Genomic DNA, 13,586 nt, shown 5'->3' on the forward strand with positions numbered 1-13,586 from the left:
ATGCCGCTGCCTGAAGCTTCGCAACGTTAAGCTGATAAACATTCGACGCATTGCGGTTACCCTGGCGACGCGCCTTACGCGTTAACCAGCCTTCTGCTTCCAGCCGTGCGATAGCCGTTCTGACGGTACTCATCCCCGCGCCAATCTGACGGGCAATGGTTTCAATTGATGGCCAGCACACACCTTCGTCATTACTGAAATCAGCCAGGCGGGCCATAATTGCCACGCTGGATAACTTCATGCCTGATGCAGCGCAACCATCCCATACATAGCCGGTTAATTTAGTGCTCATGACCGACCTCTATTTCCCTGAATTTACGACGAAACTGTTCGAGCGGACTGAAGCATTCATGCTCATAACCTTCGCGGAGGTAGATAACCCGTTGTGTTTCCGGTTCCCAACGAATGACTCTGACGGGCACTCCGTAGTGATCTTTGAACCAGCGGTTAACTTGTCGCAAAGGACTGTCTCCTTCTGCCGGTTGAAATCACCCACAGCCCACTCTGCAAAGCTGTGGGTTACAATTTCCCTGTCACCTGGTACATTCACTGCATAGCAATACTCCACCTTCGCTTTTCCACCCGGTACAGGAAGCGCAATCAGTTGCGAGCGACGGTAGGGTGTTGTTAAACTGTTCATGCGTTAGTTTCTCCACAATTAGAAGCAATCGACGCCACGACGCCCGGAGCTGCACACTCGCGGGCGTCATTACTTTCTGAAATGCAAAAGATTTTGTAGACCAGTGCTGCATGCTCCTGCAGCTTCGAAATTGACAGGTACAGTTCGTCGTTAATTGCTGCCTGCTCGTGTGGTTCCACCACCCCGTCTTCAATTGCTGAACGAATCTGTTTTGAATAACTGCCGATCTGTTCAATGACCTCCAGCAGGCGTTGGTTGATATCGGCGTTCTCTACTTCCTCAATTTCAGGAAGCGATACAAACACCCCACCAGCAGACTGTGCGACTGCATCCGCAATGTGGTGAGTGCCAGCAGCACGCTGTAAAACCATTGCCCATCCCAGCGGGAAAATCTGATCGCCATCGGCACGAAGGCGGTTAAATAATGCGTTCTCTGTTACATCCAGCCAGTCAGCAGCTTCAGCGTAACCCCCCGGCAATGCCGCGATAGTTTTTCTGACAGCTTTCACGTACCACTCAGGCTGTTTTTCTACTTTCCAGTGATGCTTACCCACGGTTAGCCTCATCGTTCTGTGGTTTCTGTTAATCGATTTATCCATTAGATTTTTCATAAAGCTCAGGTTTAAATGGCAACCGTCCGCAAGTTCTATATGCAGCTTCTGCTGCACGTCCTTTTGGAATTAACTGGCCCGGACGGTTTCGCCACTGATAAACGGCTTCAGTTGTTATGCCGAAAAAAGCAGCAACTTTCTCAATACTGCCGAAGTAGCTTTCGATATCGTCAGTTGTCATACGCCCTCCAAACTAAGTTTTATTAGATGCTAATTACAAATCTATCTTTGGTCAATAAAAACTAAGATTACTTAGCAATTCAAGAAATGGTGCTCCTATGGAAACGGTTGGTCAGCGTATAAAAGCTCTGAGAAGAGTTACCAGAACGTCCCAGAAAGAATTGGGTAAATTTTGTGGAGTAAGCGACGTTGCTGTGGGGTACTGGGAGAAAGACATCAATACCCCTGGTGGGGAGGCACTTTCGAAATTAGCGAAGTTCTTCAATACGTCAATAGATTACATTCTTTATGGTGCTGAGTTTGAAGGCAAACTCGTCACAAACATGCGCAGAGTTCCTGTAATATCGTGGGTTCAGGCTGGGCAGTTTACTGAGTGCAGGGCAGCAGAAGTGTTTAGTGAAGTGGACAAGTGGGTAGATACATCATTAAAGATTGGTGATAACTCATTTGCATTAGAGGTTAAAGGTGACTCCATGACTAACCCTAATGGCCTCCCAACAATACCAGAAGGCGCAACAGTGATTGTAGATCCAGATGCAGAACCTCGTCATGGAAAAATAGTCATCGCTCGACTTGATGGAACAAACGAAGCTACAGTAAAAAAATTAGTCATCGATGGCCCTCAAAAGTTTTTAGTGCCATTAAATCCTCGGTATCCCAACATCCCTATCAATGGTAATTGCCTTATCATTGGTGTAGTCAAAGGAGTTCAATACGAACTCTAAGACCTCTCTTCTCTAACTAAGGCACCGAGCTAAGAAAAGTTTGGTGTTTTCTCTTGCCATAATAACTAAGTTAAGTTAGATTTTATATCAAAGATAACGAACAGGCAGGACGCCCACGAAGTAGCCGCCGGTGGCGTATGAATGACCGGATGATTCGTTAGCAACAAAAAAAGCGCCCTATAGGACGCTTCGCTCTTTAACAATCCTGGTATCCCCGTAACAAAAGAGGGTTCTATGGTCATATTCTGTGCTTACGTTCATCCTAATGGATTTTTTATCAGCACCAACCAACAAGACGAATTCTGGATTCTACTTAGTAAGCAGATCGGATGGGGACGATTCTGTCTAATCCGACCAGAATCAGAATTTACAGAGAATGGAGGGCTTTTTGAATTACGTGAAATACGTCCGGCAGATGGTCAAGCCCCTGACCAAGTAATCGAATCGTCAGCTGTTTTATGGCGTCGGCAGGAAGCGTTCGAAGCTGAGAAAGTAATTTCTTCTTATCTTCAGTCGTGGCAGAAGTAGAACTATTGATGATACGTTCAAGTTCACAGAGAGTCTCATCATGCAATCTTATTGTCATAATCCCAAGAATAGCTTTAAGACCTCCATCATCACGAATGAAATCAATTCCATCTTTAGTAATTCTTAATTCAGGAATATTTATATTTATGCCATCCAAGTAATAATCAAGAGCATTCTTAATCAAGCCATGTTCTTCGAGATAAATTAAGTTCGAAATTAGGACATTATCATCTCCAAATGCGTCACGAACAGACTGCAACGCATCATCAGAAATTTCATAAGGATGAGCATCATACAGTATTTGTAACAACTGCCTTTGTGCACTTCTATCAAATTTGTCCATCTTAAATAATCACCATGTTATTGGGGGTATCAAGATTAACCGAATCCTTGTTGTTGGGGAATAACCAGGTCCACCTCGCCTGATGTGGCTAAAAGCAGGCACATAACAGCTAAGTATTTTCAACCAGAGAGAATCCTTAGCGTTGTGGTGAATGCGGCTCAGCGCACGCGGGTTAAGGTTGAGGCTGACAGTCGACCTTCTGTGGATACCCACCCGCCTGGTGTGCAACCTTCGCCAGGCACCGGGAGGCACCCGGCACCACAACAGCCACTGCTTTGGCGGTACCAGTTTGTACACTTGCTTCCGGCTGGCACCGCTCTTTTTACAAAACAGAGAAGAGCATCACCGGACGACGGGCTCATAACCCAATCCATCCGGGCGGCTGCCACCGCAGGTGTTCTTCTCTGTTTTGTGGAGAAACTAACCGCCCCTGCGGGGGCATCTATTGAAACGTAATTGACTCAATAATCGCCGGATGGCGAGGGCTTCCTTTTCCCAAAATTCAGCGCGGTGCAGCGCATATAAAGTGGAGAACGAAATGTCATTTATTAAAACTTTTTCCGGGAAGCATTTTTATTATGACAAGATAAATAAAGACGACATCGTTATTAACGATATCGCGGTTTCCCTTTCAAATATCTGTCGCTTTGCTGGTCATCTTTCACACTTCTACAGCGTTGCCCAACATGCGGTGCTTTGCAGCCAGCTGGTACCGGAGGAGTTTGCTTTTGAAGCGTTAATGCATGATGCAACAGAAGCGTATTGCCAGGACATCCCCGCACACTGAAACGCCTTCTTCCTGACTATAAACGGATGGAAGAAAAAATAGACGCAGTAATCCGTGAGAAATACGAGTTGCCCCCGGTTATGAGCACGCCTGTGAAATATGCCGATCTCATCATGCTGGCAACTGAACGCCGCGATCTCGGGCTTGATGATGGCTCTTTCTGGCCGGTACTGGAAGGCATCCCGGCAACAGAGATGTTCAAAGTTATTCCACTGTCACCAGGCCATGCCTATGGGATGTTTATGGAACGCTTCAACGAGTTATCGGAATTACGCAAATGTGCATAACTCATGTAGTTAGTTTTTCTGGCGGGAGAACATCTGCATATCTTGTTCACCTAATGGAAGAACAAAGAAAGGCTGGCAATAACGTCTGCTACATCTTTATGGATACCGGTTGCGAACATCCGCTGACATACCGCTTTATTCGAGAGGTTGTGAAGTTCTGGGGCATACCGCTAGCTGTGTTGCAGGTCAATATCAATCCAGAACTTGGGCAACCAAATGGTTATACGGTATGGGAACCAAAGGATATTCAGACGCGAATGCCGGTGCTCAGACCGTTTATGGACATGGTTAAAAAATATGGCACGCCATACATCGGCGGCCCGTTCTGTACTGACAGGCTAAAACTCGCTCCTTTCACGAAATATTGCAATGACCATTTCGGACGAGGGAATTACATCACATGGCTGGGTATTCGCGCAGATGAACCCCGCAGACTGAAACAGAAATCGGGTGTCCGGTATCTTGCCGAGCTGTCAGATTTTGATAAGTCGGATGTTATCCGGTGGTGGCGTAAACAACCTTTTGATTTGCAAATCCCGGAGCACCTCGGGAACTGTGTTTTCTGCATCAAAAAGTCAACGCAAAAGCTGGGGCTTGCATGTAAAGACGAACCTGGTCTGATGCGAGTTTTTAATGAACTGCTTACGGGTAAACACGTCAGAGATGGTCATCGCAGGACAGGTAAAGACGTAATATACCGTTGTCACCTGACGCTTGATGGGATCGCCAGAATGTATACCGACAGCGACTACAAAAATTTATATCAGGCGATGGTGCAGGCCAAGAGATTTGATACCGGGTCGTGTTCAGAGTCATGTGAAATCTTTGGTGATCAATTGGAATTGAAATTCGAAGAGGTAGGGGTATGACAACAAAAATTAACTACTATGCTCTGCGTGAGCGCGCACGGAATAAAGTGCAGAGCATTGAGTTCGCCTTTACACAGAGTGCATTCGCTGAGATTCGCGCTGAGCTTGAAGATGAGTTAGAACTGGCACGGATTGCACTGGCATTTCTGGAAGTAGAGCCAGATGAACGCGCAGCCTATGAATTATTCATGGAAAAGCGTTTCGGTAAAACAGTCGATCGTCGGAGAGCAAAAAACGGTGATAACGAGTACATGGCGTGGGATATGGCTCTCGGCTGGATCGTCTGGCAACAACGCGCTGGCATGAGTCTTACAACTGTACAACCGCTGGAGAGTCAACAATGAACAACTTAATGACAACTAAACAAGTAGCCGACTTCTGTGGCGTTTCAGTATCAACAGTTCTTCGCTGGAACAGCGTAAACAGGAGAACTGGCCAGAAATACAGGCCTGACTTTCCAGATCCTGATATTAAATCCTGCCCCAATAAATGGGCATCACACAAGATATACAGGTTTGCGGGAGTTATTGAGTAATACGTATTAGTTCAGATGTGAACTAACACATCTATGGCACAGAGCTAAACCTAATCTGACTGTCTACTCTGTGCCATAAGTGGATGTTAATTACTTCTTGGTATTTTAATGGTTGGATAGCTTATCAAGATTACTAATCACCCTGTGATGTAAAATAAAACCAATGGTATTCTAGAGCTTGCATAGACAACCCAACCTTGTCCCTCAATAGGACACCATTCAGCTCCTGATAGTACCTATCGCGCACCATATCACTTACGTGAATCCTTAAAGTCGCTGGGTCAATAGATATTAGATAGTTATCAAAGAGACGATGTATATCAGTACGCAATAACAAGCCATTTTTTATATGATTATCCTTATCTCCTCTGTAAGGATAAATATGAGCTGCATCAAGTACTGCTATTGTTTTGCACCCAGTAAAGGCACATTGCCCCCAAACGTTTATCAGTTTATTTCTGAAGTCGCTTTGACCTATACGTATCGTGACGTTTCTATTTATAACCTTTCGTTCATCAGAGTTATTTATTTTAAAACTCCCCGCTGTTGAAAAATCAAATTTTTCAGTCGCACTAAATATTTTTTTAGATTGTTTTTTTACTTTTGCAAGCTGTAAATCTGACTTTATTTGTAAGGGTTTTGAGTTTTCTTCATCAAACGATGGAAGTTGAAGTTCTTTAATCATGCTGGTAGATAGAAAATTTTTGTAACTCATTAACTTAAAATCTAATCCTCGCTCATAACGAATTTTAGAGAGCACTATTGCAGCTTCTTCAATGTATTTAAAACTACTTTTCCTTTTATCCCATAATTGAGATAAACAATCTGCATTTAACCTATCATATCTTGATAAAATCTCACCCAAACTGCTGGCTTTAGCGGCGCTATCATAGTTTATATACTGTTTTTCTTGGGAATCTTCAATGGAATCCAGAATAAAATTTATATTTACATGATTATCTACATCTGCATCTGCATCTGCATCTGCATCTGCATCTGCATCTGCATCTGCATCTGCAGATGAATCATTAAAATTATCGTAGTCAAGAGAATTTTGATCACTCCAAATAGGTAGCGATAGATAGCAAATATTATCAATACTGTCGTCCACCAACATTAATTTTTGGTGGAGTAAAAATAATATAACTGAAGCTTCAAGGTAATTCATTTCTTGTGACAAGAATTTTTCTTTAAGCATATCAAAGTCATATTGTACGTATTCATTTTTTTTCTTTGATATTACGGAGAGTTGCTCTTCACTTAAGACCACTGGCCTGTCTTCTGATATATTACGAAGTAAGTATGAAATCAATTTTTTTTGATTTTTTTTAGAATCTTCAGACCTAGGAGGTTCGAGAAACACACCTTCAAGTCTATCCAATGCTTTAAGGCAACTTCCCGCAAGCCTAGTCATCGCATCTTTTCTTGTTTGAATTAGAGGATCTGCATAGATAACAAAATTATCCCCATTACGAATATGAGCTATTTCAAGCTGATATACATCTAGATTTTTTATAAGTTTAAATACAAATCCGTATTTTTGCATTCTATGCAAAGTCAGTGTCGGTATAATATCTTTATTAGATTCTTCATCCAAATTATAGTTTTTTATTCTTTTGTACAACCAATTTGTTGCAGAGGAAGAGCAAATTAACTCATTATATTGAATTTTACTATTTTTAGTTATCAGATTTAGAAGAGACATTCCAAACAATGCCTGAATACAATCTACATAATAAGATATAGTTGTATAATCTGGATGTCCTTTATAGGGGAGAGAATCTATTGAAATAAAACCTGAGTTATAGAATCTCATAAAGTTTTTTTCAGATAACACCATGATCCCTAACGTAGTTCTGTCAATAACATTCTGTCCATTTTTTATTATCTCAAGTAGGCTTACTGAAGCTAGTAAGGAAATATAATGCGAACCTAAAGTAGCGAGATCTCTGTGCGAACTTATAGATCTATTTTTACCCTTTATTCTAGGGGGTATAAAAGCCTGGATTGAATTAAAGTTATTTGAAAAACCAAAAGCCATGTTCAATTCATTGTTGATGTAACACTCTTTAACATTCGGTTTCTGTACGCCACCCCATGCTGAAATAATACTATTAGATTTTAATATTTGTTTTTTATTGTTTTTCAAATTCAAATGATTGCAAACTAAACTGGCAACATTATTCTCTGCTTTTTTTTTACTCTCACCACTTCCGATAAATATCTGTCCATTAGGAAGTGCTATTTCAGACTCATATATTGGTGCATGCTCGGTCCCACCAGCCAAGGTGGTTTTGTATGTAGGGATTATGTGTTGATGTCTTTGGAAATATTCATGTAAAAGAGTTTTTGGGGGTTTGCCAACAAATGACTCCGTAATAGAAAGGCTTTCAACAAAAAATTTGAGATGTAATATGATATCACAATTAGATATCGCCCCTAGGTAAAATTGAAATATTTGAATTATCATAGAAGATGAGTTGATTTCTTCTTGTTTTACTCCAGGACCAAATTCTGTTTGTTGGTAGACTTTTGTTAAGGGAAAATTTGTAACAACAAGCTCTCTTAGTTTTTTCTTCAGGCTGCTAGTCATAATGCTTAAATTGTTACCATCCGCACCTTCTATACTCAGAGACCGACAAGCGCAGATTAAATCCTCAAGCGACTTACCAACTGATACAGTTGCGTTAAACAATTCAGTATTGCAATTAAAAGATGAACGATGACTTATCTGAATATAATTTTCGTTGATATGATTTATGAATAACTTATTCATTTTCACCTCGTGTATTATTCGATAAAGATCACATTGTACGTGATATCAACTACTTGCTCAAAGCAGATCGTCATATCCTATTGCGTTCTAGCTACGTAAACTATCCTATCAGTTAGAGTCTGAGTTAGTACAAGTAACAATCGATTCAACTCTCTCCCACCATGCCTGGTAGGCTTTACGCTGTTCTTCTAGATAATCGCTCTTGTCATAAACTTGCCATACCCCTGGCAGTTTATGACCTAGCATTATTTCTGCAATATGAGGCGCAGTAAGATCAGAAAAGTTTGTTCGTGCTGTTCGTCTCAAATCATGAAGAGACCAATGAGGAAATTGATACCCCAAACGCCGCCATGCGTACTGCATTAAATTGTAAGGCAGCGACTGCAATGATGTCCGACCAACTGGTTCCCTGCTTCCTTCCTTAGTAAAAAGCATATCGGAACCGTTGTTCATAGAGATAACGTATTTTATAAGCTCTTCAACCGGTTCAATAATGGGCCGCTTTAGCGGTTCGCCTGTTATATCCCCTGTCTTATGTCGTTCTGGTGGTACAGTCCATATCTTATTAATGAAATCAAAATCGTCCACCTTGGCAGTAATTAGCTCTGAACTACGGCAACCAAAATGAAGCAATAGTTTAATGAAGGCCCGGTATTTAGGAACCATTCGAGAACCATCGATCGCAGCATAAAGGATTTTAATTTCATCATGTGTCAGAAACCGTTTCTTCTGACCTTTACGGATATCCATATCTTTACCCGTGATATCTGACAGCGGGCGAGTTTCAATGAGCTTTCTCTTATACGCCCAGACATGGGCCTGCTTTGCGTTAATTAGCAATCGGTCTGCTATTGCTGGAGTCTTAGTGCTAAGAGGCTCCAGGACTTCTAACCAATCATGCAATGTAGCTGCATCGTGAGGGATATTCCCGATTTTAGAGAACAGGTGCAGCTCAAACGAGCGGAGTATCTGTTCAGAACCTTTTTTATTTTTTACACAATATGCTTCATACCAGGCACGGATCACAGACTCTACCGTCATGGCTTCAGTAGCTTTTCGTTTTTCAGCCTGCTTGACCAATCGTGGATTACGGTTTGACTCGAGTTCACCACGGAGACGGATAACTTCTTCTCTGGCCTCTTTTAATCCAGTTGCCGGGTAAGTTCCGATATCAAGACGCTCACCTTTCCCTGCCCATTGATAACGATATTGGAACACTACGCGACCTTTCGGTGATACTCTGACAGACAGACCATCACGATCGGATTTAACCAAAACCTTATCACGTTCCTTTCCAACGACTGAACGCAACCACGCATCAGACAGCGCCATTACTCACCTTGTACAAATCGCAAAACACCTCTGCTGCTTTGTACATTATGTACAAGCATATGTACAGATTTTTGATGAAAGCAACCTGATCGATTTAAAGTTACATGAAAGAATTTTCAATTAAAGAAGTCACATAACCAAATGTATTTAAATGAGTTATATAGCTCAACCTCAATTAACTGAAAGGATTTTGAAAGAGTGAAAGAGCTTTAATTTGGACTTAATTATTGGGGTGAGAAATAATGGCAAAAGTGCGGCGCTTCGCCACCTCTTGCAAATAAGGAGACAACGTCATAATTCTTTCTTCTTGAGTAAGCGGCATCGCGCCGCGCTTGTTGAAAACGAAAAATTGCGGCTATTTTACCCATCAACGGGGGGGAGGCAATCAGTGTTTACACAGGAGCTGCTCCAGTTCGTGCAACGAAGAAACGGTCCAGGTGGGCGCGATGCCTTCTGGTTGCTCGCGATGGTGCGCATTCAGCCAGCAGGTCGCAAGCCCGGCGTTGATGCCACCGAGAATATCGGACTCGGCAGTGTCGCCAACCATCAGCACGCGTGAACGGTCAGGATTGCCCGCCTGTTCCAGCGCATAATCGAAAATTTTCTTATTCGGTTTGGCAACGCCAACTTCTTCGGAAATCACCAGCAAATCGAAGTAATCACGCAGGCCCGTGCGTTCCAGACGCACTTGCTGCAAGGCGCTAAAGCCGTTGGTGATGATGCCGATTTTGGCGTTGCCACGAATGGCGTTAAGCAGAGAAACCGCGCCCGGCAGCGGCGTGCAGATTTCCGCCATCGCATTAATAAAGGCATCGTTAAGCAAGCCTGCTTCAACTTTCAGCCGTTCGGCCCAGCTCTCAAAACGCCCGTGCTGAAGCTGTAATGAAGTGATCGCGCCGTTTTGATAATCCACCCACAGTGGCTTGTTAACGGCCTGATAGTCCTGAAAATCTTCAGCGGTAAAGGTGACGCTGTAATCAAGAAACATCCGCTGCAGGCCGGTGAATGAGTCAAAGGTAAACAGCGTTTCATCGGCATCAAAGAAAATCCAGTCCCACTTCATTATTCCACCTTGTCTTACATACTGATTGGCAACGCCATGATGATGGCGTCTTCGCGACCGTCCGTGGTGGGGTAGTAATTGCGGCGAATCGTCGCCTCGTTAAAGCCTAAACTTTCGTACAGGGCAATGGCGGCAGCATTTGAGGCACGGACTTCCAGCCATAGTGTCGCCACGCCGCGTTTTTCCAGTTCGTCGATCAGATGTTCCAGCAGCACCCTTCCCAATCCCTGACGCTGATAGTCAGGATCGACCGCAATATTGAACAATGTAGCTTCATCCAGCACCACTTGCGTAATCGCAAACGCCGCCATTTTGCCGTTTTGCGTTAACTGAAAGTTGAGATAACGCTCGCCCTGGTTGCTGGCAAAGGTTTTTTCACTCCACGGAAAGGCGTGGGCGCGTTGTTCAATGTGGTAAGCCGCTGGTAAATCAGTCGTTTCGAGGGAAGAAATCGTGTTCATATGTGCAAATTTGTTGCCATAACGCGGCGCGTGCCGTTGGGTTTGCCCGTAATTCGGTGAGCGCCGGTGATGCCACCTGAGCGCCTTCCAGTGATAGCGGTTCGTCAGTACCCAACCGCCAGCTGTTGCAGCGACTGCCTTGCGGCAGCATCGCGATTTTTTCTGGCGTCAGTTGCAGCACTTGATCGGGGCTGACGGTTAATGCGCGCAGAACATCGCTCACTAAAGGATCGGTCAGGGCGGGAAGATCGTTTGCCACCATCACCAGACGGACGTGTGCCGGGATCGCAATGGCAATCTCCCCCTGCAACGCGCCAGGGCGACGCAGCGACCACTGGGTAATGCCCAGTTGCTGTAACTGCCAGTCTCGTCGGGATGTCATAGCGAATCGCTCCTGTTGTCAGGGGCGCAAATATAGCAAATTCGTCGATACCGCGCCAACATATGGCTATAATCGCCGCCAGTATCAATTGAGGAGCATTCCATGTCTGCATTTACCCCGGCAAGTGAAGTCTTGCTGCGTCACAGTGATGATTTCGAACAAAGCCGTATTCTGTTTGCCGGAGACTTACAGGATGACCTGCCCGCGCGTTTAGATACCGCGGCCAGCCGTGCTCATACCCAGCAATTCCACCACTGGCAGGTATTAAGCCGCCAGATGGGGGATAACGCCCGTTTCAGTCTGGTCGCCACGGCGGATGACGTCGCAGATTGCGATACGCTGATTTACTACTGGCCGAAGAACAAACCGGAAGCCCAGTTCCAGTTGATGAATTTACTTTCTCTGCTGCCGGTGGGGACGGATATTTTTGTCGTTGGCGAGAACCGCAGCGGCGTGCGCAGCGCCGAGCAGATGCTGGCAGATTATGCGCCGTTGAATAAAGTCGACAGCGCTCGTCGCTGTGGCCTCTATTTTGGTCGTCTGGAAAAACAGCCGGTATTTGATGCCGATAAATTCTGGGGCGAATACAGCGTCGATGGCCTGACGGTCAAAACGCTGCCTGGCGTGTTTAGCCGCGACGGTCTGGATGTCGGTAGCCAGTTGCTGCTCTCGACGTTAACTCCGCACACGAAAGGTAAAGTGCTGGATGTCGGCTGTGGCGCGGGGGTGCTTTCAGTTGCCTTTGCGCGCCATTCGCCGAAAATTCGTCTCACCTTGTGCGATGTCTCTGCGCCAGCGGTAGAAGCCAGCCGCGCAACACTTGCGGCCAACTGTGTTGAAGGTGAAGTCTTTGCCAGCAACGTCTTTTCCGAGGTGAAAGGTCGTTTTGATATGATCATCTCCAACCCGCCGTTCCACGATGGGATGCAAACCAGCCTGGATGCGGCGCAAACGCTGATTCGCGGCGCGGTGCGTCATCTTAATAGCGGCGGCGAGCTGCGAATTGTAGCGAACGCCTTCCTGCCTTACCCGGACGTGCTGGATGAGACATTTGGCTTCCATGAAGTGATTGCGCAAACCGGGCGTTTCAAGGTGTATCGCGCCATTATGACCCGCCAGGCGAAGAAAGGTTAATTATCTCGCCGAATACCGTGTCGGATGCGGCGTGAACGCCTTATCCGACCTACAAAACCTGCACGTTAGCCCTTCGTAGGCCAGATAAGACGCGCCAGCGTCGCATCTGGCATCTGCCCCCGCATGCCTACCAAACCTGCACGCTAGTTTCCTGATGGACATTTTTCCAGCAATTACACCTCCGGCGATAATTAACTATTGACGAAAAGCTGAAAACCACTAGAATGCGCCTCCGTGGTAGCAATTCTTTTTAAGAATTGATGGTATGCGAAGGTGGCGGAATTGGTAGACGCGCTAGCTTCAGGTGTTAGTGTCCTTACGGACGTGGGGGTTCAAGTCCCCCCCCTCGCACCAAAAACCACGTTGATATTGCTCGCACTGGGCGAAGGTGGCGGAATTGGTAGACGCGCTAGCTTCAGGTGTTAGTGTTCTTACGGACGTGGGGGTTCAAGTCCCCCCCCTCGCACCAAACGAGGCGATATCAAAAAAAGTAAGATGACTGTGCGAAGGTGGCGGAATTGGTAGACGCGCTAGCTTCAGGTGTTAGTGTCCTTACGGACGTGGGGGTTCAAGTCCCCCCCCTCGCACCAATTATCTTTACTTCCTTTCTTGTTTCTTCCTTGATTTTTCATCCCTGATTCAAATTCATTATCATCAGCATGATGGCAGCAATAAGCGCCAGGCACGATGGTAGCAAAACGTAATGCCGTAACTGTTTGTGATACAGCATCACCGACGTCAATACTAATCCCATCAGAATGACAATCCGCCACTGATCCGGTGATAAATCCGCATACATCAGCCCTGCAATCAGCAATCCTGGCAGCAACACTCCCCAGCCACTGCCCAGCGTACGTTGCAACATGGTTTCATCTCTTTCATTGATAATGATAACCAATATCATATGATAATTTTTATCATTTGCAAGCCAGA

General features: G+C 44.9%; 15 protein-coding genes, 3 tRNA genes and 2 pseudogenes. 8 read left to right on the plus strand and 12 right to left on the minus strand.

Annotated features, from left to right (window positions below):
- The 4 genes from ACJHXA_RS18075 to ACJHXA_RS18090 form a co-directional block, all read right to left on the minus strand.
- The coding region (locus tag ACJHXA_RS18075) for a helix-turn-helix domain-containing protein (RefSeq protein ID WP_073980643.1) at positions 1-292 on the minus strand (292 nt) is incomplete at its 3' end.
- Entirely contained in the window at positions 282-461 is a 180-nt protein-coding gene (locus ACJHXA_RS18080; RefSeq protein ID WP_001250269.1) for a DUF4222 domain-containing protein, read from the minus strand. The genes ACJHXA_RS18075 and ACJHXA_RS18080, both read right to left, overlap by 11 nt.
- A gap of 175 nt (positions 462-636) precedes the next feature.
- Positions 637-1,194, minus strand: a complete 558-nt coding sequence (gene ymfL / locus ACJHXA_RS18085) for a protein YmfL (RefSeq protein ID WP_060579163.1) — start codon at positions 1,192-1,194, stop codon at positions 637-639.
- Between the two features lie 37 nt (positions 1,195-1,231).
- Complete coding sequence (locus tag ACJHXA_RS18090; protein WP_000205494.1) at positions 1,232-1,432, minus strand: Cro/CI family transcriptional regulator; 201 nt, start codon at positions 1,430-1,432, stop codon at positions 1,232-1,234.
- 97 nt (positions 1,433-1,529) lie between these two features.
- Here ACJHXA_RS18090 and ACJHXA_RS18095 point away from each other — a divergent pair, with 97 nt between their 5' ends.
- Complete coding sequence (locus ACJHXA_RS18095) at positions 1,530-2,156, plus strand: LexA family protein (protein WP_000450737.1); 627 nt, start codon at positions 1,530-1,532, stop codon at positions 2,154-2,156.
- Positions 2,157-2,523: 367 nt separating this feature from the next.
- On the opposite strand, the gene ACJHXA_RS18100 is transcribed toward ACJHXA_RS18095, so the two are convergent.
- Entirely contained in the window at positions 2,524-3,027 is a 504-nt protein-coding gene (locus ACJHXA_RS18100; protein ID WP_000357060.1) for a hypothetical protein, read from the minus strand.
- Between the two features lie 538 nt (positions 3,028-3,565).
- On the opposite strand from ACJHXA_RS18100, the pseudogene yfdR reads away from it, so the two are divergent.
- The 3 genes and pseudogenes from yfdR to ACJHXA_RS18115 all read left to right on the plus strand — a co-directional run bounded on the left by yfdR (position 3,566) and on the right by ACJHXA_RS18115 (position 5,314).
- A pseudogene (gene yfdR, locus ACJHXA_RS18105) lies at positions 3,566-4,101 on the plus strand (5'-deoxynucleotidase).
- Positions 4,092-4,970: a phosphoadenosine phosphosulfate reductase family protein gene (locus ACJHXA_RS18110; RefSeq protein ID WP_273947273.1), complete on the plus strand. Its 879-nt coding sequence runs from the start codon at positions 4,092-4,094 to the stop codon at positions 4,968-4,970. The pseudogene yfdR and the gene ACJHXA_RS18110 overlap by 10 nt, the downstream one beginning before the upstream one ends.
- Positions 4,967-5,314: a DNA-binding protein gene (locus ACJHXA_RS18115; RefSeq protein ID WP_074195129.1), complete on the plus strand. Its 348-nt coding sequence runs from the start codon at positions 4,967-4,969 to the stop codon at positions 5,312-5,314. Before ACJHXA_RS18110 ends, ACJHXA_RS18115 begins: the two co-directional genes overlap by 4 nt.
- 324 nt (positions 5,315-5,638) lie before the next feature.
- Here ACJHXA_RS18115 and ACJHXA_RS18120 read toward each other — a convergent pair whose 3' ends face one another.
- The 6 genes and pseudogenes from ACJHXA_RS18120 to holD form a co-directional block, all read right to left on the minus strand.
- The gene (locus ACJHXA_RS18120; protein WP_275284810.1) at positions 5,639-8,281 is read right to left on the minus strand and encodes an HNH endonuclease; all 2,643 of its coding nucleotides are present in this window, start codon (positions 8,279-8,281) and stop codon (positions 5,639-5,641) included.
- A gap of 108 nt (positions 8,282-8,389) precedes the next feature.
- A complete protein-coding gene (locus ACJHXA_RS18125; protein ID WP_047645001.1) occupies positions 8,390-9,613 on the minus strand; it encodes a tyrosine-type recombinase/integrase in 1,224 nt (407 codons plus the stop codon).
- Positions 9,614-9,839: 226 nt separating this feature from the next.
- Positions 9,840-9,908: pseudogene (locus ACJHXA_RS18130) on the minus strand (hypothetical protein); the annotation flags it as partial.
- Positions 9,909-9,998: 90 nt separating this feature from the next.
- Positions 9,999-10,676, minus strand: coding sequence for a pyrimidine 5'-nucleotidase (gene yjjG, locus ACJHXA_RS18135; RefSeq protein ID WP_000870700.1), 678 nt, complete (start codon positions 10,674-10,676; stop codon positions 9,999-10,001).
- Between the two features lie 14 nt (positions 10,677-10,690).
- Positions 10,691-11,137, minus strand: coding sequence for a ribosomal protein S18-alanine N-acetyltransferase (gene rimI, locus ACJHXA_RS18140; RefSeq protein ID WP_001092465.1), 447 nt, complete (start codon positions 11,135-11,137; stop codon positions 10,691-10,693).
- Positions 11,106-11,519, minus strand: a complete 414-nt coding sequence (holD, locus tag ACJHXA_RS18145; protein WP_000204018.1) for a DNA polymerase III subunit psi — start codon at positions 11,517-11,519, stop codon at positions 11,106-11,108. Before holD ends, rimI begins: the two co-directional genes overlap by 32 nt.
- Before the next feature lie 102 nt (positions 11,520-11,621).
- Here holD and rsmC point away from each other — a divergent pair, with 102 nt between their 5' ends.
- From rsmC to ACJHXA_RS18165, 4 genes are all read left to right on the plus strand, one after another.
- The gene (rsmC, locus tag ACJHXA_RS18150) at positions 11,622-12,653 is read left to right on the plus strand and encodes a 16S rRNA (guanine(1207)-N(2))-methyltransferase RsmC (RefSeq protein WP_001272319.1); all 1,032 of its coding nucleotides are present in this window, start codon (positions 11,622-11,624) and stop codon (positions 12,651-12,653) included.
- Positions 12,654-12,920: 267 nt separating this feature from the next.
- A tRNA-Leu gene (locus ACJHXA_RS18155) sits at positions 12,921-13,007 on the plus strand.
- A 28-nt stretch (positions 13,008-13,035) separates the two neighbouring features.
- Positions 13,036-13,122 (plus strand) — tRNA-Leu (locus ACJHXA_RS18160).
- Positions 13,123-13,156: 34 nt separating this feature from the next.
- Positions 13,157-13,243: transfer RNA gene (locus ACJHXA_RS18165), tRNA-Leu, on the plus strand.
- A gap of 38 nt (positions 13,244-13,281) precedes the next feature.
- On the opposite strand, the gene ACJHXA_RS18170 is transcribed toward ACJHXA_RS18165, so the two are convergent.
- Complete coding sequence (locus tag ACJHXA_RS18170) at positions 13,282-13,518, minus strand: DUF1435 domain-containing protein (RefSeq protein WP_001350028.1); 237 nt, start codon at positions 13,516-13,518, stop codon at positions 13,282-13,284.
- Positions 13,519-13,586 lie beyond the last annotated feature (68 nt).

It is taken from the genome of Escherichia sp. WS33 (assembly GCF_046486385.1).
Taxonomy (GTDB): domain Bacteria; phylum Pseudomonadota; class Gammaproteobacteria; order Enterobacterales; family Enterobacteriaceae; genus ECMA0423.

Coding starts and splice junctions, on each gene's coding strand:
- ACJHXA_RS18100 (WP_000357060.1), bottom strand. CDS start 3,027: ATGGACAAATTTGATAGAAGTGCACAAAGGCAGTTGTTACAAATACTG.
- ACJHXA_RS18090 (WP_000205494.1), bottom strand. CDS start 1,432: ATGACAACTGACGATATCGAAAGCTACTTCGGCAGTATTGAGAAAGTT.
- yjjG (WP_000870700.1), bottom strand. CDS start 10,676: ATGAAGTGGGACTGGATTTTCTTTGATGCCGATGAAACGCTGTTTACC.
- ACJHXA_RS18125 (WP_047645001.1), bottom strand. CDS start 9,613: ATGGCGCTGTCTGATGCGTGGTTGCGTTCAGTCGTTGGAAAGGAACGT.
- ACJHXA_RS18095 (WP_000450737.1), top strand. CDS start 1,530: ATGGAAACGGTTGGTCAGCGTATAAAAGCTCTGAGAAGAGTTACCAGA.
- ACJHXA_RS18110 (WP_273947273.1), top strand. CDS start 4,092: ATGTGCATAACTCATGTAGTTAGTTTTTCTGGCGGGAGAACATCTGCA.
- ACJHXA_RS18170 (WP_001350028.1), bottom strand. CDS start 13,518: ATGTTGCAACGTACGCTGGGCAGTGGCTGGGGAGTGTTGCTGCCAGGA.
- holD (WP_000204018.1), bottom strand. CDS start 11,519: ATGACATCCCGACGAGACTGGCAGTTACAGCAACTGGGCATTACCCAG.
- ACJHXA_RS18120 (WP_275284810.1), bottom strand. CDS start 8,281: ATGAATAAGTTATTCATAAATCATATCAACGAAAATTATATTCAGATA.
- rimI (WP_001092465.1), bottom strand. CDS start 11,137: ATGAACACGATTTCTTCCCTCGAAACGACTGATTTACCAGCGGCTTAC.
- rsmC (WP_001272319.1), top strand. CDS start 11,622: ATGTCTGCATTTACCCCGGCAAGTGAAGTCTTGCTGCGTCACAGTGAT.
- ACJHXA_RS18115 (WP_074195129.1), top strand. CDS start 4,967: ATGACAACAAAAATTAACTACTATGCTCTGCGTGAGCGCGCACGGAAT.